Annotated in this window: 17 protein-coding genes and 1 other RNA gene; 9 read left to right on the top strand and 9 right to left on the bottom strand. The window is 60.6% G+C overall.

Going from position 1 to position 18,552, the window contains the following annotated elements; translation table 11 throughout:
• The first annotated feature begins 24 nt into the window (after positions 1–24).
• The gene (gene hemN, locus ABWV64_RS07170) at positions 25–1,380 is read left to right on the top strand and encodes an oxygen-independent coproporphyrinogen III oxidase (RefSeq protein ID WP_353343572.1); all 1,356 of its coding nucleotides are present in this window, start codon (positions 25–27) and stop codon (positions 1,378–1,380) included.
• Between the two features lie 6 nt (positions 1,381–1,386).
• Here hemN and ABWV64_RS07175 read toward each other — a convergent pair whose 3' ends face one another.
• From ABWV64_RS07175 to ABWV64_RS07195, 5 genes are all read right to left on the bottom strand, one after another.
• Positions 1,387–2,997, bottom strand: coding sequence for an ABC transporter ATP-binding protein (locus tag ABWV64_RS07175; protein ID WP_353343573.1), 1,611 nt, complete (start codon positions 2,995–2,997; stop codon positions 1,387–1,389).
• A complete protein-coding gene (locus tag ABWV64_RS07180) occupies positions 2,994–4,100 on the bottom strand; it encodes an ABC transporter permease (protein ID WP_353344558.1) in 1,107 nt (368 codons plus the stop codon). The genes ABWV64_RS07175 and ABWV64_RS07180 overlap by 4 nt, the downstream gene beginning before the upstream one ends.
• A gap of 15 nt (positions 4,101–4,115) precedes the next feature.
• Positions 4,116–5,207, bottom strand: a complete 1,092-nt coding sequence (locus ABWV64_RS07185) for a microcin C ABC transporter permease YejB (protein ID WP_353343574.1) — start codon at positions 5,205–5,207, stop codon at positions 4,116–4,118.
• Positions 5,208–5,216: 9 nt separating this feature from the next.
• Positions 5,217–7,181 carry an extracellular solute-binding protein gene (locus tag ABWV64_RS07190; RefSeq protein ID WP_502902637.1) on the bottom strand — a complete coding sequence of 655 codons (1,965 nt, stop codon included), beginning with the start codon at positions 7,179–7,181 and terminating at the stop codon, positions 5,217–5,219.
• Positions 7,182–7,404: 223 nt separating this feature from the next.
• Entirely contained in the window at positions 7,405–7,917 is a 513-nt protein-coding gene (locus ABWV64_RS07195) for a c-type cytochrome (RefSeq protein WP_353343575.1), read from the bottom strand.
• 138 nt (positions 7,918–8,055) lie between these two features.
• On the opposite strand from ABWV64_RS07195, the gene ABWV64_RS07200 reads away from it, so the two are divergent.
• Positions 8,056–8,892, top strand: a complete 837-nt coding sequence (locus ABWV64_RS07200; RefSeq protein ID WP_353343576.1) for a prephenate dehydratase — start codon at positions 8,056–8,058, stop codon at positions 8,890–8,892.
• 139 nt (positions 8,893–9,031) lie between these two features.
• Positions 9,032–9,175 carry a hypothetical protein gene (locus tag ABWV64_RS07205; RefSeq protein WP_353343577.1) on the top strand — a complete coding sequence of 48 codons (144 nt, stop codon included), beginning with the start codon at positions 9,032–9,034 and terminating at the stop codon, positions 9,173–9,175.
• Positions 9,176–9,200: 25 nt separating this feature from the next.
• On the opposite strand, the gene ABWV64_RS07210 is transcribed toward ABWV64_RS07205, so the two are convergent.
• Together ABWV64_RS07210 and nudC are read right to left on the bottom strand one after the other, a co-directional pair.
• On the bottom strand, positions 9,201–9,668 hold the full coding sequence (locus tag ABWV64_RS07210) for an SRPBCC family protein (protein WP_353343578.1): 468 nt from the start codon (positions 9,666–9,668) through the stop codon (positions 9,201–9,203).
• A 49-nt stretch (positions 9,669–9,717) separates the two neighbouring features.
• Positions 9,718–10,689 (bottom strand): NAD(+) diphosphatase, encoded by a 972-nt coding sequence (gene nudC / locus ABWV64_RS07215; RefSeq protein ID WP_353343579.1) that lies wholly within the window; start codon positions 10,687–10,689, stop codon positions 9,718–9,720.
• Positions 10,690–10,947: 258 nt separating this feature from the next.
• On the opposite strand from nudC, the gene ABWV64_RS07220 reads away from it, so the two are divergent.
• The 4 genes from ABWV64_RS07220 (at position 10,948) to rsgA (ending at position 14,776) form a co-directional block, all read left to right on the top strand.
• The gene (locus ABWV64_RS07220; RefSeq protein WP_353343580.1) at positions 10,948–12,867 is read left to right on the top strand and encodes a bifunctional 2',3'-cyclic-nucleotide 2'-phosphodiesterase/3'-nucleotidase; all 1,920 of its coding nucleotides are present in this window, start codon (positions 10,948–10,950) and stop codon (positions 12,865–12,867) included.
• Positions 12,868–12,993: 126 nt separating this feature from the next.
• The gene (locus ABWV64_RS07225) at positions 12,994–13,344 is read left to right on the top strand and encodes a hypothetical protein (protein WP_353343581.1); all 351 of its coding nucleotides are present in this window, start codon (positions 12,994–12,996) and stop codon (positions 13,342–13,344) included.
• Positions 13,345–13,447: 103 nt separating this feature from the next.
• An RNA gene (ffs, locus tag ABWV64_RS07230) (signal recognition particle sRNA small type) lies at positions 13,448–13,546 on the top strand.
• 147 nt (positions 13,547–13,693) lie between these two features.
• A complete protein-coding gene (rsgA, locus tag ABWV64_RS07235; protein ID WP_353343582.1) occupies positions 13,694–14,776 on the top strand; it encodes a ribosome small subunit-dependent GTPase A in 1,083 nt (360 codons plus the stop codon).
• 3 nt (positions 14,777–14,779) lie between these two features.
• On the opposite strand, the gene ABWV64_RS07240 is transcribed toward rsgA, so the two are convergent.
• Both ABWV64_RS07240 and ypfJ read right to left on the bottom strand, forming a co-directional pair.
• Positions 14,780–15,145 carry a DUF6404 family protein gene (locus tag ABWV64_RS07240; protein WP_353343583.1) on the bottom strand — a complete coding sequence of 122 codons (366 nt, stop codon included), beginning with the start codon at positions 15,143–15,145 and terminating at the stop codon, positions 14,780–14,782.
• A 91-nt stretch (positions 15,146–15,236) separates the two neighbouring features.
• Positions 15,237–16,076 (bottom strand): KPN_02809 family neutral zinc metallopeptidase, encoded by an 840-nt coding sequence (gene ypfJ, locus ABWV64_RS07245; RefSeq protein ID WP_353343584.1) that lies wholly within the window; start codon positions 16,074–16,076, stop codon positions 15,237–15,239.
• A gap of 248 nt (positions 16,077–16,324) precedes the next feature.
• On the opposite strand from ypfJ, the gene ABWV64_RS07250 reads away from it, so the two are divergent.
• Positions 16,325–18,127 carry a DNA polymerase III subunit gamma/tau gene (locus ABWV64_RS07250; protein ID WP_353343585.1) on the top strand — a complete coding sequence of 601 codons (1,803 nt, stop codon included), beginning with the start codon at positions 16,325–16,327 and terminating at the stop codon, positions 18,125–18,127.
• Positions 18,103–18,552, top strand: a complete 450-nt coding sequence (locus ABWV64_RS07255) for a hypothetical protein (RefSeq protein WP_353343586.1) — start codon at positions 18,103–18,105, stop codon at positions 18,550–18,552. Before ABWV64_RS07250 ends, ABWV64_RS07255 begins: the two co-directional genes overlap by 25 nt.

Consider the following 18,552-nt stretch of genomic DNA (forward strand, 5'->3'; position numbering starts at 1 on the left):
AGGCTTGACCATATCACCGCCGCTATGGTCACACAAACCCAACTTACCCAACTGGGGCTGTTTGACGCGAAAGTGCCGCGTTACACCTCCTACCCCACCGCCCCGCATTTCAGCAATGACGTCGGGCCGGACACCTATGTGCAATGGATCAAGGCCCTGCCCGTAGATGGCGAAATCTCGCTCTATGTCCATGTGCCTTTCTGCCGTCGCCTGTGTTGGTTTTGCGCCTGCCGCACCCAAGGCACGCAAAACGATGCGCCGGTAGAGGCCTATCTCAAGACCCTGCTGAGCGAGTTGGACATGTTGGCACGGCACCTGCCCGAGGGCACGCGCCTGTCGCGGCTGCATTGGGGCGGCGGCACGCCGACCTTGCTGCAACCGCAGATGATGACCGAACTGGCGACAAAGATCGCGCAAATCGCGCCCTTTGCGCCAAACTACGAGTTTTCCGTCGAAATCGATCCCAACGAGATCGACGCGGCCCGCCTTGATGCGCTGGCCGCTGCGGGAATGAACCGCGCCTCGATCGGGGTGCAGGATTTCGACGAGGGCATCCAGCAAAGCATCGGGCGGTTGCAAAGTTTTGACATCACCCGCGACGCCGCCGATATGATCCGTGCGCGCGGAATTCAAAGCCTCAATGCCGATATCCTCTTTGGCCTTCCCCATCAGACCAATGAAAAGATCACCCAAAGCGTGCAAAAGCTACTGGCGCTGTCGCCGGACCGCGTGGCGCTTTATGGCTATGCCCATGTGCCGTGGATGGCCAAACGCCAACAGATGATCCCATCCGATGCGCTGCCGACCCCACAAGAGCGGCTGGGCCTGTTCGAAACCGCCGCGCGATTGTTTGAATGGGACGGCTATGACGCCATCGGGATCGACCATTTCGCGCGTCCCGAAGACGGGCTGGCCAAGGCCGCGCGCGCGGGCAGGTTGCGCCGCAATTTCCAAGGCTACACCGATGACACCGCCGCCGCCCTCATTGGCGTTGGCGCCTCGTCGATCTCGCGTTTTGCGCAAGGGTTCGCCCAAAACGCGCCGGCCACCGGCGCGCATACAGCCAAAATCCGCGAGAACCGGTTTTCCATCAGCCGCGGTCATACCTTTAGCGCGGAGGACAAATTGCGCGGGCGGATGATCGAAGCCCTGATGTGCGATTTTGAAATCAACGCCGAGGAGCTGCGCCGTGACTTCGGCCTGTCGCACGCCGAAGTGGGCCGCCGGTTTGCCGACATCGCACGCGGCTACGATGGGCTTTTGCATGTCACGGCGGACCGCCTTGCGATCCCGCCTGATGCGCGGGCGCTGACCCGTATGATCGCGCGCAGCATCGATGCCTACGATCTGAGCAAAGCAGGGCATAGCTCGGCGATCTGACGCGCGCTATTGCCCCGTCACCGCTTCATCGGCCTTCAAATCAAGCGCCGCCGCCAAAAGCGCGCGGGTATATTCGGTTTGGGGTGCCTCGAAAATCGCGCCTGCCTCTCCCGCCTCGACCACATCGCCTTGGCGCATCACGATCATTTTGTGGCTCATGGCGCGCACCACATGCAAATCATGGCTGATGAACAGATAGGCCAGACCGTATTTCACCTGTAGATCACGCAAAAGATTGACGATCTGCACCTGCACCGTCATGTCCAGCGCCGAGGTCGGCTCGTCCAGAACCACCAGTTTCGGCCGCAAAATCATCGCGCGGGCGATGGCGATTCTTTGGCGCTGCCCGCCGGAAAACTCATGCGGATAGCGATGCATCATCTCGGGGTCCATCCCGACCTCGACCATCACATCGGCCACCATTTGCCGCCGGTCCTTGCCCGCAGATGTGCCATGCACGCCAAGCCCCTCGGCGATGATCTGCTCGCAGGTCATGCGCGGGCTGAGCGAGCCGAACGGGTCTTGGAACACGATCTGCATCTCGCCGCGCAGGCTGCGCAGCGCCTTGGTCGAAACCCTGCGCAAATCGCGGCCGTCGAAATTGATCGCCCCCTCGGAGGCAATGAGCCGCATAATCGCCAGCGCCAGCGTGGTCTTGCCCGAGCCGCTTTCGCCGACGATGCCAAGGGTTTCGCCTGCGCGCACGTCGATGCTTGCGTCATTGACGGCTTTGACATGGCCGACGGTCTTTTTCAAAAAGCCCTTCTGGATCGGGAACCAGACTTTGAGATGCTCGGTTTTCGCCACCTGCGGCGCATCATCCGCCACCGGTGCGGGCCGCCCGACCGCCCGCGCCGCGAGCAGCTTTTGCGTATAGGGATGTTTGGGTGCGGCGAAAATCTCGGCCGTCGGCCCCTCTTCGACGATCTCGCCGTCCTTCATCACGCAGACGCGGTCGGCAATGCGGCGCACCACGCCCAGATCATGGGTGATGAACAACAGCCCCATGTTTTCCTCGCGTTTGAGCTCGGCCAGCAGTTCCAAAATCTGCGCCTGTATGGTCACGTCCAGCGCCGTCGTCGGCTCGTCGGCGATCAGCACATCGGGTTTGTTGGCCAAAGCCATGGCGATCATCACCCGCTGACGTTGCCCGCCCGACAATTGGTGCGGATAGGCCCCGAGGCGGGTTTCAGGATCGCGGATGCCGACCCGCAAGAGCAATTCAATAATCCGCGCGCGCAAGGCCTCGCCGCGCAGCCCTTGGTGCAACTCAATCGATTCTGCCAATTGCTTTTCAAGCGTGTGCAGCGGGTTGAGCGAGGTCATCGGCTCTTGGAAGATAAAGGAGATATCGTTGCCGCGCACACGGCGCAAATCGCGCTCGGACGCGCCGATCATCTCGGTCCCGTCATAGGTGACCGATCCGCTGACCTCGGCATTGCTGCCCAGCAGCGACACCGTCGAAAGCGCCGTGACCGATTTTCCCGATCCGGATTCGCCCACCAAAGCCACGGTTTCCCCGCGATCCAGCGCAAAGCTGACGCCTTTGACCGCTGCATGGGTCTTGCCGTCCTGCCGAAAGCCCACGGTCAGGTTTTTGACCTCTAGAATACTCATTGAAAGGTCTTTCGTGGGTCAAAGGCATCGCGCACGCCCTCAAAGATGAAGACCAGAAGCGAGAGCATGATAGCGAAGGCAAAAAAGGCGGTGAAGGCCAGCCACGGCGCCTCTAGGTTCTGTTTGGCTTGCAAGGTCAATTCGCCCAAAGACGGCAACGACGCCGGCAACCCGAAGCCCAGAAAATCCAGCCCTGCCAACAAGGCAATCGTTCCGGTCACGATAAAGGGCAGCATCGTCAGCGTCGCCACCATCGCATTGGGCAACATATGGCGGAACATGATCGTCGCGTTGCTGACGCCCAAGGCTTTGGCGGCACGGACATATTCGAGGTTACGCGCACGCAGGAATTCGGCGCGCACCACGCCAACCAAGAACATCCACCCGAACAGGACGGTGATAAACACCAAGAGCCAGAACCCCCTCGGCAGGATCGAGAACATGATGATGATCACGTAAATCTGCGGCGTCGAGGACCAGATTTCCATCGCCCTTTGCGTGATCAAATCCACCCAGCCGCCAAAATACCCCTGCATCGCCCCCGCGAAAATGCCGATGGCGGTCGAGATCACAGTGACGATCAAGGTGAACAGAACTGACAGCCGGAAGCCATAGATCACCCGCGCCAGAACATCGCGTTTGGTATCGTCCGTGCCGAGCAGATTTTGCCCGTTGGGCGGCAAGGGCGCGGCGCCTGGGCGGTCAACGGGGGTGTCATAGCTGTAGGGGATGGGCGGCCAGATCGACCAGCCTTTGTCGAACCCTTCGGCGGTATAAGTGCCCGCGTCGATCTCTTCCAAGATGCCGTCGGGATCGTCTAAACACGCCTCGATCCCGCCGGAGCGGATCAGGCATTTGACCTCCGGATCGCGGTAGATCGCTTCGGTTTTGAAATCGCCGCCAAATTCCGTTTCGGGGTAAAAGTTGAAAATCGGCATGTAGTACGCGCCGCGATAATTCACCACGATCGGTTTGTCGTTGGCCAGAAACTCGGCGAACATCGACAGGCCGAACAAAATGCTGAACAAGATCAAAGACCAATAGGCGCGCCGGTTCCGGCAAAAATTGCGCCAACGGCGGGCATTGAGCGGCGAAAGAGTGATCAAAGCCATATCGCCCTACCCTTCGCGCTTTTCAAAATCGATGCGCGGATCGACCAGCACATACATCAGGTCCGACAGGATGCCGACCACAAGGCCGATCAACCCGAAGATAAACAGCGTGCCGAACATCACCGGATAATCGCGCGCCACGGCAGCCTCGAAGCCCAAACGGCCCAATCCGTCGAGCGAGAAAATCGTCTCGATCAACAGGCTGCCGCCAAAGAACACCCCGATAAACACCGCCGGAAATCCCGCGATCACGATGAGCATCGCGTTGCGGAACACATGGCCGTAAAGCACGCGGCTGGCGGTCAACCCCTTGGCCCGCGCGGTCATGACATATTGCTTTTTGATCTCGTCCAAAAAGCTGTTTTTGGTCAGCAAGGTCAGCGTGGCAAAGGCCGAAATCGTCGAGGCGATAACGGGCAAGGCGATGTGCCACAGGTAGTCCTTGGCTTTGCCAAAGGCGCTGAGTTGGTCAAAATTCTCGCTCGTCAGCCCGCGCAGCGGGAAGATTTGCCAATAAGACCCGCCCGCAAAAAGCACCATCAAAAGGATCGCAAACAAGAAACCAGGGATCGCATAGGCCACGATAATCAAACCCGACGTCCATGTATCGAAGCGCGATCCGTCATGCACCGCCTTGCGAATGCCCAAGGGGATCGACACCAGATAGGCGATAATCGTCGACCAAAGGCCAAGCGTGATCGACACGGGCATTTTTTCGAGCACCAGATCGACCACGGAAATCTTGCGAAAATAGCTCTCGCCAAAATCGAGCCGCATATAGTTCCACATCATGCCGATGAACCGCTCAAGCGGCGGCTTATCAAGGCCGAATTGTCGCTCGAGATCGGCGATGAACTCCGCCGGAAGCCCGCGCGCGCCAAGGTATTTTTCATCGCCGCCCGCGCTGCCCATATCGGCGCCTGCGTCATTGCCGCCGCCTGCAAAGCCCTCGAACACGTCGCCTTGGCCTTGCATTTCGGCAATGATCTGCTCGACCGGACCGCCAGGGACAAATTGCACAAGCGCGAAATTGATGACCATGATCCCCAATAGCGTGGGAATGATCAGCAGCAATCGCCGTAAGATATAGGCTCCCATACCGGCGGACTACCTCAGCGCGCCGGAGGCTTTGAGCGCCGCCGCTTTATCGGCGTTCCACCACCAGAAATCCAAAATCCCCAAAGCATAGGGCGGCAATTCGGCGGGGTGCTCATACATGTTCCAATAGGCCACCCAAGAGGTGGGGTTATACCAAACGGGGATCATGAAAAACTCGTGCCGCAAGGCACGGTCGAGCGCCATAAGCGCCGCGTCCTGCTCTTCGCGGGTGGCCGCATTGAGCGACACGTCGATCAGTTTATCCACCAAGGGCGAGGCAAGGCCCGCAGGGTTGAAGACGTTGTTTTCCACCTCGGAGGTGCCATACATCTGGATCAATCCGGTGCCCGTGCCGAGGAAGGCCGCGTAATTGTCGAAGATCAGATCGTAATCGCGGTCGCGGTTGCGCAGGGTGAATTGGCTCGGATCGACCTTTTCAACGCGGATATCCACGCCCATCGCCTCTAGGTTTTGGGCGAAATTCGTAACGACAGCCTCCAATGTGGCCGAGCCCGACGAATTGATCGGGAAATCCAGCGACAGCTTTTGCCCCGCCGCATTGCGCCGGATCCCGTCATCGCCGACGCTCCATCCCGCCTCGTCGAGCATCTTCATCGCCGCGCGCAGGTTGCGCCGGTCGGTCAGCCTTTCGGGCTTTGACGTATGGGCCAGAAGCGCAGGCTCGGTGAGCATCTCTTCGGGCACCAGATCGCCGAGGGATTTGAGCAACTCAAGCTCCATCCCCTCGGGCGCGCCTTCGGCCTCCAGCGGCGAACCTTGGGTAAAGCTGTGGCGCTGCGAGAACAGCCCGTATTGCAACGACGCGTTGGTCCACTCGAAATTATAGGCCAAGGCAATGGCGCGGCGCACATTGCGGTCCTTGAGCGGCTCTTTGCCAAGGTTGAACACGATGCCCGTGGGGGTCGGCGGGGTGCCATCGGGAAGCTCTTCGAGGATCACATCGCCGCGGTTGCGGGCAGGAAAATCATAGCCCGTTGCCCATTTTTTCGAATCGCCTTCGGGGCGGAAGGTGTATTCGCCCGCCTTGAAGGCCTCGAAGCTTGCGCTGTCATCGGCGAAATACTCGATGCGGATACGGTCGAAATTATGCCGGCCCTTGTTGATCGGCAGGTCTTTGCCCCAATAATCGGGGTTGCGCTTATAGACGATGCGCCGGTTCACCTCGGCGCTTTCGATCACATAGGGCCCCGATCCAGGCGCGGCATCAAGACGCGGCTCGTCCAGCCGTGCGCCGTTCTGCTCATACCATTTGCGCGCAAAAACCGGCGTGCCGCCGACCTGATCAATCAAGGAGCGGCGCGAGATACCCGTGGCAAAGGTGAATTTCACCGTGTGATCGTCCAAGGCTTCGGCGCTGAGCACCCGTTTTTTCACCGCAGTCGCATAGGAGGGAAGGCCCTGCTCCAAGAACAGGTTGTGGGTGAAGACCACGTCATGCGCCGTCACCGGCGTGCCGTCCGAAAACCGTGCCTCGGGCCGCATGTAAAAGATCACCCATGTTTTGCCTTCGTCATACTCAAGCCGCTCGGCCAAAAGCCCGTAGCTCTCGCCATAGACATCGGCGGGCGCGCTGCTGCCGGAGGCGGGCATCTCGCCCAGCAGACTCTCGTAAACCATCCACGAATACCGCCCCGCGCGACCTTTGCGGCTATAGGGGTTCATCGAATCAAAAGTTCCAGGTGCGGCTAGAGAAATCTCGCCGCCCTTGGGCGCATCGGGGTTCACATAGTCGAAATGCGGATAATCGGCGGGGTATTTGAGATCGCCGAAAAACGAATAGCCGTGCGAGCGGATGACACCGTCGCCGGTCGGGGCCTGCATATGGCTTTCGCCGCGCGCCATGCCCGCCGTCCATGCCAAGGCTGCACAAAGCGCGCCCAGCGCCAGCACCTGCCAAAACCCCTGCGCATTTGCGGGTTTGGCGGCTTTGGCGCGCACTTGCGCGCGGGGCATTGCTTGGCGGCTTCGGGTGCGGTCAAAAACGGTGTCGAGATCGCGCATGCACATCCTCCTCGGAGCCGGTTTTTCCGGCTGGCATTTTACGCAAGGCTAACGGAGGCGGCCTAGGAGTTTCAAGTTGAGAATGCGTGAGCCGTCCGTGATCGCGCCCTCAAGGCACAAAAAAGGCCGCCTCCCGATGGACGCGGCCTTTTTCAAATAATTTCAACGCCTGCGCTTAGTCGTCGAGCGTGTCGAGATAGGCAATCAGGTTGGCGCGATCTTCGGGTTTTTTCAAGCCCGAGAAGGACATCTTCGTGCCCGGCGCGAAGCCCTTGGGGTTTTCGAGGAATTGGTCGAGGTTCTCGGGGCTCCATGTCTGGGCCACGGCCACCAAAGCGCCGGAGTAAGCAAAACCCTCTTCTGTGCCCACGGTGCGGTTCACAACATCGTAAAGCGAGGGGCCAGTCGAATTCGCGCCGTCCTCAAGCTTGTGGCAGGCTTTGCACTTGCCAAAGGCTTTCGCGCCCTTGCCCACATCGGCCGAGGCGAGCAGTTCTGCAAAGCTGGGGCCTTCGGCGGCATCCGTCGCGGCGGCATCGTTGCTGGCCACTTCGATGACATAGCCCGCAGCGTGTTCGCCCTCGCCATGACCGCCGCCCGTTTCATAAAGCATCTCTGCAGCAAAGTTGCCCAGCAAGAATACCAGCAAGGCGCCACAGCCAGCGCCCAAAACCTTCGTCATTGTCATTGTATCAAACATGGATCAGCCCGTTCTTAATCGGTGTCTTTGGGCGCGTATGTATTCGCTTCCCCTTACCGAACGCAAGGTATAGTTTCCGCGACCAAACGCCTCTGAGCGCATTTTATGGACGGGAATGATTGACGAATGACGAAACGAGTGGCTTTTCAAGGCGAACCAGGCGCCTATTCGCATCAAGCTTGCCGCGAGGCTTTGCCCGATCACGAACCGATGGCCTGTGCCACCTTTGAGGATGCCATCGAGGCCGTGCGCAAGGGCGAGGCCGAACTTGCCATGCTGCCGGTCGAAAACTCCACCTTCGGGCGGGTCGCCGATATTCACCACCTTCTGCCCGCCTCGGGCCTGCATATCATCAATGAGGCCTATGTGCGGGTGCATATCAACTTGCTCGCCCTGCCTGGTGCGACGCTGGACGAGGTGACCTCGGCCACGTCCCATTCCATGCTGCTGGGCCAATGCCGCGACTTTCTGAGCAAACACGGGATCGAGCGGATCACCGGCGCGGACACCGCCGGATCGGCCCTGCTCATCTCGCAACAAGACGACAAACGCAAAGCCGCCTTGGCCAGCGAATTGGCGGGCGAGATTTACGGCCTCGACGTTCTGGCCCGTCATATCGAGGACCAGTCCAACAACACGACGCGGTTCTTGATCATGTCGCGCACGCCCGACCTGTCGCGGCGCGGCAGCGGCGGTATGAAAACCAGCTTTATCTTTGAAGTGCGCAACATCCCCGCCGCGCTTTACAAAGCCATGGGCGGGTTTGCGACCAACGGCATCAACATGACCAAGCTCGAAAGCTATATGGTCGGCGGCTCCTTCACCGCGACGCAGTTTTATGCCGACATCGACGGACACCCCGATGACCGCAATGTGCAACTGGCGCTTGATGAATTGGATTACTTCACCAATTCCATGGCCCTTCTGGGCGTCTATCCTGCCGCGAAAGTGCCCAGCAACTAGGCCCATTTTTCACCTCATCAACGCTGCGCCTCGCGGTTTGCGGGGCGTTTTGCGTTGCGGCGCCTTTTCGCCCGTTGGTCCGACGGAAACCCGCGAGCCGTGCGTATCATCCACAGACACACACAACAGGATGAGACGAATGAAACCGCTTTGGCTTGCTGCACTTACCGTTGCCCTTTTGCTCGCAGGCACCGTGGCGATATTGATCGCCGAACAGTTATTCGCGCGTCAAACCGGCGCGCTCAGCGCCCCGCCGCACATCGCAACGAGCGAATTTATGTAATGGATGTCTGGCGAAAGCTGCGCGCTCAAACGATGCGCGAAAACCGCTCTTCGATCTCTTTGGCATATTCTGCCACCTTGAGATTGAACCGCTTGTTCAAATTATTGCGCGCCAGTTTCAAAGATTGCACCAACAAACGCGCCGAAAGCGTTTTTGGCGTCAGGCCGACGCTGATGTTCATCCGTGTGCGCCCGCGCGACAACGCCACCAAATCGATCTGCATCGCGCCTTCGAGACCTTGAGAAACCGATTGGAAGGCCATCAAGTTGGGCGCATCATATTCGGTCAATTCGATATGCATCTCGCGGTTCTTGCCGCGCATCGGAAACCGCGCATCCCACGCCATACCAGCGCTCGGCACGGGGCGGTCCACCACACGTTTGACCTCTGCACCGCGGCGCAGCACCGATCTCTCAAAGCCGGAGAAATCCGAGACCTGCGCAAAAACATGATCAATCGGAGCTTCGATATCTTGGTGTGTGGTAAACTGCATCAGGTCTGCTCTCGTCGGTTTGCCGATTTTTCTTGGGGGTATTGTTGCGTTAATCCAACCTGTCCGCAAGCCAGTTGCGCAGGATAAATTGTGCAATGGCCCCTTTCCGTGCGGGCAGCAAATCGGGATTTTGCCCCGCAAAGGAGGCCAATATCTCCTCGCGGGTGAACCAACGCGCATCTTCGATCTCTTTGGGGTCAATGACGATATCCGTATCAAGCGCCTCGCCATGGCAACCGAACATCAAGGAATTCGGAAAAGGCCAAGGCTGGCTGGCCAGATAGTCCACGGCGCCCACTTTGATGCGCGCCTCTTCATAGACCTCGCGCCGCACCGCACCCTCAATCGGCTCGCCCGATTCCACGAACCCCGCGAGCAGAGAATACATTCCCGCAGGCCATCCGTGCGAACGCCCCATCAGCACCGAATTGCCACGGGTGATCAACATGATCACCACCGGATCGGTGCGCGGATAATGCTCTGCCCCGCAAGAGGCACAATTGCGTTGCCATCCGGCCAAAGCCATCTGCGACGGCTGCCCGCATTTCGAGCAAAACATATGGCTGCGGTGCCAGTTGAAATTCGCCACCGCCGCCGCGGTCAGCTCCGCCTCCATCGGGGTCAGTTGCGAGGCCATCGCGAGGCGAAGCTCGGTAAATGCCGCCTCGGGCGCGGTAGGATGCGACTGTAGCGAGCGGTCCAGAAAGCTGCCCATCTGCGTCTCGTCCACATCCGCAGGCGACCACTGCGCCAGATCTACCGCAAAAATATAGGCCCCTTGAACATCGCGCCCCAGCAAGATGCGTGCCTGCGATGCATCGCGCATGATCGGGTGGTCCAGCGGCAAAAGCATCAACCCGCCCTGACCATGATCCGCGAGCAACGGCTTGCCGCGCCACAAAACAAGCGTCCGGCTGGTATCCGCAGCGAGCGCCTGCGCCAGCCCCTGTGCATCGCTGCGCAGCTCGCCCGCACGATCCAATCCCGCACCGCCAAAGGTTACTGTCTCTGCAATTTTCATGCCCGTTCCTTTTGCTTGCGCCTTGTAATCCGGCCCCGTTCACTTGATGCCTCGCCCGCCGCCAATGCGCAATGCGTCGTCAAAAGCACATTTGGGTGATTTTTTTTCGCAAACACACCTTAAAGTTGATTGATTAGATATTTCATTGTGTTATGAGGTTCTCCACCGAGTAAATGTGATGCCGATTTTGCAAGCCAGTCCCGTGCTTGGGGCCGCCTACGCCTCCAAGCCTCCAAATAACGACAATACAGGTCCCACTTGCCCCACCGAACTTCACATCCGCCCGCGCCCGCCACATCCGCACAAGCCACTCTCAGAGTGCTTGCAACATCCGACGTGCACGTCAACTTGCGCAGCTATGATTACTTCGCAGACCGTCCGACCACATCGGGCGGCCTAGCGCGTATTGCAACATTGGTCCGGCAACAGCGCCGCGACGCAGACAATAGCATTCTCGTCGACAACGGCGACTTCTTGCAAGGCTCGCTCTTGGGCGATTACATCGCCTATGAGCGCGACAAGAATGACCCCGCGCCACATCCGGCGATCGCTGCGATGAACCGGATGTCCTATGACGCGGTCGGTCTGGGCAACCACGAGTTTAATTTCGGCCTCGACTTCTTGAGCAAATCGCTGGCCGATGCGCGGTTTCCGGTGCTGTGCTCCAATGTGTTCTCGCCGCCCGAAGCCGCGCGCCACCGCACGTTCGAGCAAACCCTCATGCCGCCCTTCACCATCTTGACGCGCGACATCTGCTGCGAGGGCGGCAGCATAGAGCCGCTGCGCATCGGCATATTCTCGGTTCTGCCCACACAGATGATGATCTGGGACCGCCGGCACGTTCTGGGCCATGTCGAAACCCATGATATTGTCGAAACCGCCCGCACATTGGTGCCCAAAATTCGTGCAGAGGGCGCGGATATTGTGATCGCCCTGTGCCATTCGGGCCTCGGGGACGCGGATTATCGGCGCAATATGGAACATGCGGCCCTGCCCTTGGCTGCGGTTTCGGGGATCGATGCGATGGTTTGCGGGCACAGCCATTTACAATTCCCCGGACCCGACCACGCCAGCAGCGAGCATGTGAACCCGAACAACGGCACCATCTGCGGCACCCCTGCCGTCATGCCCGGATTTGGCGGAAATGTCCTTGGGCAAATTGATTTGAACCTCCTGCGCGAAGGCGGCATTTGGCGGGTAAAGAGCCACGAAAGCCAACTGCTGCCCACTGCCGTGCGCGGTGCGGATCATGCCCCGCAGGCTTTGGTCGAAGAGGATACGGAGATCCTTGCCTGCACCGAAGAGGCGCATAAACAAACCCTGACCTATCTACGGCGGCCGGTTGGGGCGATCACGCGCCCCGTGCACAGCTATTTCTCGCTGCTGGGCACCGATGCCTCCGTCCAAATGGTCACCGAAGCGCAAAAGCACCACCTTGCGCAGTTAACCAAAGGGACCCAATGGGAAGGGCTGCCGGTGCTTTCAGCCGCAGCGCCGTTCAAGACCGGCGGTCGCGGCGGGCCGGAGAACTACACGTACCTGCCATCGGGCACTTTGGCCCTCGGCAATCTTGCCGATCTTTATGTCTTTCCCAATATGTTCCGTGCCGTGCAAGTCAACGGCGCGCAGCTCGCCGGATGGCTCGAGCGCGCGGCCGGCGTGTTTCAAACGATTACCCAGTCGCGCGAAGATCAAATGCTTCTCGATCCCGATTTCCCCAGCTACAATTTCGACGTGATCGACGGGGTCACATACCAAATCGACATCACCCGCCCCCCTCGCTTTAACGAGCGCGGCAGAACCGCAAATGCCGGATCCGAGCGCATATTGAACCTGTGCTACAACGGTGCACCGGTGCGCGCTAACGACAAATTCCTGATTGCGACAAACTCGTTTCGGGCTGGCGGTGGTGGCGATTTTCCAGGGGCGGAGGGCGACACAGTTGTCATTCGCAGCGATCAAACCAGCCGTCAGATCGTTCTGGATTACATCCAGTCCGGCCTTGTCAACGATTTGCAGCATCGCGAAATCTGGTCATTTGCCCCTGCGGGCGGGGCGCAGCTCTTGTTCGACACATCGCCGCAAGCGCGCGACCATATGGAGGAGATCGCACAATTCTCCCCCGAAGACCTTGGCGATCTCGAAAACGGTTTTGCCCGCCTGCGCCTAACCCTCTGAGGCCCGCGCACTGCCTATTTAAGAGCGAAGTTCCCCCTAGGCACGGATGGACATTTGCCCTGCAATAGGGTCTTTGCAGCCCAAAGCCCCGCCAGTTTGGCGCGGCGCGGCAGCAGGACCAACCGAATGCGTTTATTTCCTTTGATCAGACTGCTCTTGGCCGCCATCATCGTCGCCGCCGCAGTGGCCATCGCGACGCGTCCGCCCCAAGCCCGATTGGCCGCAAACATGCCCGATGCCCTGCGCGCCGCGGTGATGAAAGGCGATTTTGCGCCTGCGAATAAGACCGTGGCGCAAGGGCTGTCCGATATATGCAAAGTCTCGGCGACGGCCTGTTTCGAGCTGGTCAAACCTCATGTGACGCAAAGGGTCAGCGACCGGCTGGTCTATAACCACTACGCACTAAACGGTTTCGGGCGCGTTCTGGCCTGCTATGGAGCCTTCGGGAAAATCCGCTGCGGCACTGGCACGCCATAGCAGCACACAAACGCGGCAGCCTGTCCGCGCTGCGAGCGCAACGTTGCCGTGCCACTTATGCGTAAGGCTTGCGAATCCGCCGCGCGGCCCCTATATGCAGCCTTGAGAGGTTGGCGCGGGCGAGCGCCTCGCCAACCCGGTCAGATCCGGAAGGAAGCAGCCGTAACGAGCCCCGCTTGGGTCGTTGTCCAGCCTCTCACCTCACGCCGCGCCGCGCGGCCCTTGCCGGAGGGATGTTTATGACCTGCATTGATGTCCTACTCCGCACGGCCTGACCGCTGGTTTTGGCGCGCGCCCTTTGCATCCCTCTCCAGTGCTCCGCTCTACGCGGCCAGCTTCGGCCCTCCACATGAGGTCGACACCGCACAGCGATACAGATTTGGGATGGCGCGCATATTTTGCCAATCAAATTGGCGCCGATGACGGCGATGTAGCGCCTTACCGCATCACCCATCTCGAGCGTGCGGGGGCCACGGGCCTCAATGGTGCGGGCGGCGCGGATTTGCATTTCCCGCCGGGGCTGACCACAGGCGAGGTCGCGGTCGGCGATTGGGTGCTTGCCCATGACAGCGGACGCATCGCCCGCGTTCTGGACCGCGCCTCCTTGCTCACCCGCCGCGCCGCAGGGCCCGAGGTGCGCCCGCAGCTGATTGCCGCCAATGTCGATACGCTCTTTATCGTGACCTCCTGCAACGCCGATTTCAATATCGCGCGGCTTGAGCGCTATGTCGCGCTGGCCCTCGAGGCCGAAACAACGCCGGTGATCTTGCTCACCAAATCCGATTTGGCCGTGGGGCGCACGCCCGAAGATTATGCCGCCCAAGCGCGCGGGATTTCCGACCGGATCGCAGCGGTCATTGTGCTGAACTCCAAGGACCAAGGCGATCTGGCACATCTGCGCCCGTGGTGCAGCGCAGGGCGCACCGTGGCCTTTATCGGCTCATCGGGCGTCGGGAAATCGACGTTGATCAACGGCTTGACCGGTATCGACCGCGATGCTTTGCGCGCGCAGGCCACCGGCGGCATCCGCGAAGACGATGCCAAGGGCCGTCACACAACCACCGCGCGCAGCTTGCATTTGCTCGATGGTGGCGGGGTTTTGGTCGACATGCCTGGCATGCGCGAATTGGGCCTGATCGATGCGGCGGCGGGGATTAATACCCTATTTGAAGACATCGTCGATCTGGCCGCCGACTGCCGCTTTCGCGATTGCGCCCACGCGGGCGAGCCGGGCTGTGCCATCGGCGCGGCGATTGCAGCGGGCGAGTTGGACGCAGAGCGCGTCGAGCGTTGGAAAAAGCTTGCCGAGGAAGACAATCGCAATACCGAAAGCGTCGGCGAAAAACGGCGGCGCGAGAAAAAGATGTCGCGCTTCCACAAACGTGTGCAGTCGGAAAGCCAGCAAGGAAAGCAGGGCAAGTTTCGCCGCTAGCGGTTAAAGCGCGTCCCAAGAGCTAAGTTTAAACTCGATCGCCTTGCGCCGCACAATCAGCGCCACACCAATCCCGAAGAACAGCCCCGCAAGAACGCCGGTGATCGTCATGGTTTGCACCGAAAACAGGCCCTCACGGTTGTAGATCAACACCAAAAACAACAGGCAAAACAGCCCGAACAGGGTCCCGCTCATCAGCGCGGTGCAACAAAACCCGCGATAATATGCGGGGCGGTGCGGCACGCCCAAACGGCGCAAGACGCGCTGCGTCCAAGGATCGGCATCGCGCGGTGCAACCCCTGCCAATTCCATCTCGCGCAGGGCATTTTGGTATTTGGAGCTATAAATATGATCGCGCTGGGTCAGCATAAGAGGCGCCCTTTCAATACGGGTAAACCGGTCACCGTGAATAGGCGCAGATTACAGGCTTCCGCAGGGTCAATCAACGCGCGGCGCGGCGCTAGAGGCGGCGCGCTGCAAAAGTATCACACTGGTTCATATCGCCGCTGTCATAGCCGCGTTTGAACCATCCGGCGCGCTGTGCGCTGGTGCCATGGGTAAAGGTGTGCGGCTGCGGCACACGGCCCGCATTGCGTTGCAGCGTGTCATCGCCGATCTGCCGCGCGGCGTTGAGCGCCTCTTCGAGATCCCCCTGCTCAAGCCTGCTGCCCACGGCGCGCGCCCAAACGCCCGACAGGCAATCGGCCTGAAGCTCGAGCCGCACGGTCAGCGCGTTGGCCTCGGCCTGCGAGACCGCCGCGCGGCGGCGGTTGACCTCGGGCAGGATGCCCAATTCGTTTTGCACATGGTGCGCGACCTCATGGGCGATCACATAGGCCGCGGCGAAATCGCCCTTGGCCCCGAGTTGCCGCTCCATCGTGGCGAAAAACGCCGTGTCGAGATAGGCTTTGCGATCCGCGGGGCAATAAAACGGCCCCGTCGCACCGGAGGCTCCGCCGCAAGGGCTTTGCGTCACGCCCGCATAAAGCACCATGATCGGCGGCCTATAGGGTTTGCCGACCTGCTGGGGGAAAATCTGCCCCCAAACCTCTTCGGTCGTGGTCAGAACCCGCGCGGCGAATTCCCCCGCGCGCTCTTCTTGCGGGGTCAATTCGCGGCTGCTGCTTTGCTGCTGCATCGGGGCGGCGCCTTCGAGAAGCGGCGTCACGTCAATCCCCGCGAAATAGCCCACAGCCAGAACGATCAAAAGGCCAACACCGCCAATTCCACCGGCTTTGGCCCCGCCACGGCGGCGGCGGTCTTCGATATTGCGGCTGGCGCGGGTGCCTCTCAAACGCATGGCATATCACTCCGGAAACTGGCCGCAGCCCAATGCGCCGCCTGTGCCGCGATATTACCCCGCCGCACGAATAGAGCAACCAAACAAGCGCGCGCTCGGACGCGCCGTCCAACTTTCGAACAGAGCATATGGATGCAAAGCGGGCAGCGGCCTTTACGGCCTGCCGCGCCCCAATCGCATCACAGACAGCAGTGGACCTTCGGCGCGCGGGCATTTACCCTTGCGTGGATTAGAATCTAGGAGCCTCCATGAGCCAGTCCGGCGACACAGAGCAGACCGCCTATAAGGTCCTCGCCCGCAAATACCGCCCCGAGACCTTTGCCGATCTCGTCGGGCAGGACGCGATGGTGCGCACGTTGAAAAACGCCTTTGCCGCCGACCGCATTGCGCAGGCCTTTATCATGACCGGCATTCGCGGCACGGGCAAAACCACCACCGCGCGGATCATCGCCAAGGGGATGAACTGTATCGGCGCGGATGGCACCGGCGGCCCGACCACCGACCCTTGCGGGCAGTGCGAGCATTGCACGGCGATCATGGAGGGCCGCCATGTCGATGTGATGGAGATGGATGCCGCCTCGCGCACGGGCGTGAATGACATTCGCGAAATCATCGACTCGGTGCATTACCGCGCCGCCTCGGCCCGCTATAAAATCTATATCATCGATGAGGTGCACATGCTCTCGAACAACGCCTTCAACGCGTTGCTCAAGACCCTCGAAGAGCCGCCCGAACACGTCAAATTCATCTTTGCCACCACCGAGATTCGCAAGGTGCCCGTCACGGTCCTGTCGCGCTGCCAACGCTTTGATTTGCGCCGGATCGAACCCGAAGACCAAATCGGCCTGCTGCGCCGCATTGCCGATGCCGAAGGCGGCGAGATCACCGACGAAGCGCTGGCGCTCATCACCCGCGCCGCCGAAGGATCGGCCCGCGATGCAACCTCGCTTCTGGATCAGGCGATCAGCCACGGCGCGGGCGAGACCACCGCCGATCAGGTGCGCGCGATGCTCGGCCTTGCCGATCGTGGCCGTGTTCTGGACCTGTTTGAAATGATCATGCGCGGCGATGCGGCGGCGGCGCTGACCGAGCTGTCCGGCCAATATGCCGACGGCGCCGATCCGATGGCGGTGCTGCGCGATCTGGCGGAAATCACCCATTGGATTTCCGTGGTGAAAATCACCCCTGACGCCGCCAATGACCCGACCGTTTCCCCCGACGAACGCAGCCGCGGAGTGGACCTCGCCGAACGCCTCGGCATGCGGGCGATGACGCGGATGTGGCAAATGTTGCTCAAGGCCCTCGACGAAGTCGCCGCCGCGCCCAATGCGATGATGGCCGCCGAAATGGCCGTGATCCGCCTAACCCATGTTGCCGATCTGCCTGCGCCCGAGGACCTTGTGCGCAAGCTCGAAAACACCCCGCGCCCTGCTGGCGACGGCGCCTCGCAGGGCACAACCTCGAGCGCCCCCGCCAGCGGCGCACAAACCAGCGCGCAAAGCGGTGGATATGCCTCCGCCCCGACCCATCCTGGCGGCAATACGCCCCATGCGCCAACCCTGTCAGGCGGCTCCGGCCCCGTGGCCATGCTGGCAGAAGAACCCAATGCCGCATTGGCGCGCTATCCGAGCTTCGAACATGTGATCGAACTCATTCGCGCCAACCGCGATGCCAAATTGCTAATCGAGGTCGAAACCACCCTGCGCCTTGCCGCCTACCAACCCGGTCGGATCGAATTCACCCCCACCGACCGCGCGCCCGCCGATCTTGCCCAGCGCCTCGGCGCAAGCTTGCAACGCTGGACCGGCAACCGATGGGCGGTGATCGTGGTCAACGGCAGCGACGCGCAAACCGTCGCCGAACGCCGCGACGCCAAAGACAACGCCATCAAGGCCGAAGCCGCCGCACATCCTTTGGTGCAAGCTGTGCTCTTGGCCTTCCCGCGCGCGCGCATCACCGAAGTGCGCACCGCCGAAGACATTGCCGCCACGGCCCAAGCCGAGGCCCTGCCAGAAGTCGAGGATGAATGGGACCCTTTCGAAGAAGACTGACCCTGCCCACCGCGCGCTTGGCCTTGCTCGCGCCCGCCGCGCTGTTGCTCGGCGCGGGCTCCGCTATGGCCAGTGTCTGCGATAAAGAGCGCCCCAATTGGTCGCCCGATCAAGGACCGGCCAGCGGGCTGACCGAAACCTACCACGTCTTTTCAACCGCACCCGGCCTCGTTCTTTTGGCCCTGCTCGGTGCCGCTCTCTATTTCAAACGGCCCACGCTGTGGACCCCTGCCGCCTTGGTCGCAGGCCTCTTGGCCATGCTCACATGGGCAGGCGCAAAACTCGACCCCACCGGATTTCATGAAATGGCCCGCGCAGAGGGATGCGTCGCACAGCCGACCTTGCCGATCACGATCCTTGCCGCCATATCCGTCATCGCAATCATACAATCACTGCGGCCCGCACGCCGCGCAAAGGAGATCTAG

It is taken from the genome of Litorivita sp. NS0012-18, assembly GCF_040371945.1.
Taxonomy (GTDB): Bacteria; Pseudomonadota; Alphaproteobacteria; order Rhodobacterales; family Rhodobacteraceae; genus Litorivita.

What these genes read in the sequence shown, in the direction of transcription:
- ABWV64_RS07190 (WP_502902637.1), bottom strand. Translation starts at nt 7,181, where the DNA reads ATGCCCCGCGCGCAAGTGCGCGCCAAAGCCGCCAAACCCGCAAATGCG.
- ABWV64_RS07240 (WP_353343583.1), bottom strand. Translation starts at nt 15,145, where the DNA reads ATGCTGACCCAGCGCGATCATATTTATAGCTCCAAATACCAAAATGCC.
- ABWV64_RS07255 (WP_353343586.1), top strand. Translation starts at nt 18,103, where the DNA reads ATGGGACCCTTTCGAAGAAGACTGACCCTGCCCACCGCGCGCTTGGCC.
- ABWV64_RS07175 (WP_353343573.1), bottom strand. Translation starts at nt 2,997, where the DNA reads ATGAGTATTCTAGAGGTCAAAAACCTGACCGTGGGCTTTCGGCAGGAC.
- ABWV64_RS07210 (WP_353343578.1), bottom strand. Translation starts at nt 9,668, where the DNA reads ATGCAGTTTACCACACACCAAGATATCGAAGCTCCGATTGATCATGTT.
- nudC (WP_353343579.1), bottom strand. Translation starts at nt 10,689, where the DNA reads ATGAAAATTGCAGAGACAGTAACCTTTGGCGGTGCGGGATTGGATCGT.
- ABWV64_RS07250 (WP_353343585.1), top strand. Translation starts at nt 16,325, where the DNA reads ATGAGCCAGTCCGGCGACACAGAGCAGACCGCCTATAAGGTCCTCGCC.
- ABWV64_RS07195 (WP_353343575.1), bottom strand. Translation starts at nt 7,917, where the DNA reads ATGACAATGACGAAGGTTTTGGGCGCTGGCTGTGGCGCCTTGCTGGTA.
- ABWV64_RS07225 (WP_353343581.1), top strand. Translation starts at nt 12,994, where the DNA reads ATGCGTTTATTTCCTTTGATCAGACTGCTCTTGGCCGCCATCATCGTC.
- hemN (WP_353343572.1), top strand. Translation starts at nt 25, where the DNA reads ATGGTCACACAAACCCAACTTACCCAACTGGGGCTGTTTGACGCGAAA.
- ypfJ (WP_353343584.1), bottom strand. Translation starts at nt 16,076, where the DNA reads ATGCGTTTGAGAGGCACCCGCGCCAGCCGCAATATCGAAGACCGCCGC.
- rsgA (WP_353343582.1), top strand. Translation starts at nt 13,694, where the DNA reads ATGAGGTCGACACCGCACAGCGATACAGATTTGGGATGGCGCGCATAT.
- ABWV64_RS07205 (WP_353343577.1), top strand. Translation starts at nt 9,032, where the DNA reads ATGAAACCGCTTTGGCTTGCTGCACTTACCGTTGCCCTTTTGCTCGCA.
- ABWV64_RS07200 (WP_353343576.1), top strand. Translation starts at nt 8,056, where the DNA reads ATGACGAAACGAGTGGCTTTTCAAGGCGAACCAGGCGCCTATTCGCAT.
- ABWV64_RS07185 (WP_353343574.1), bottom strand. Translation starts at nt 5,207, where the DNA reads ATGGGAGCCTATATCTTACGGCGATTGCTGCTGATCATTCCCACGCTA.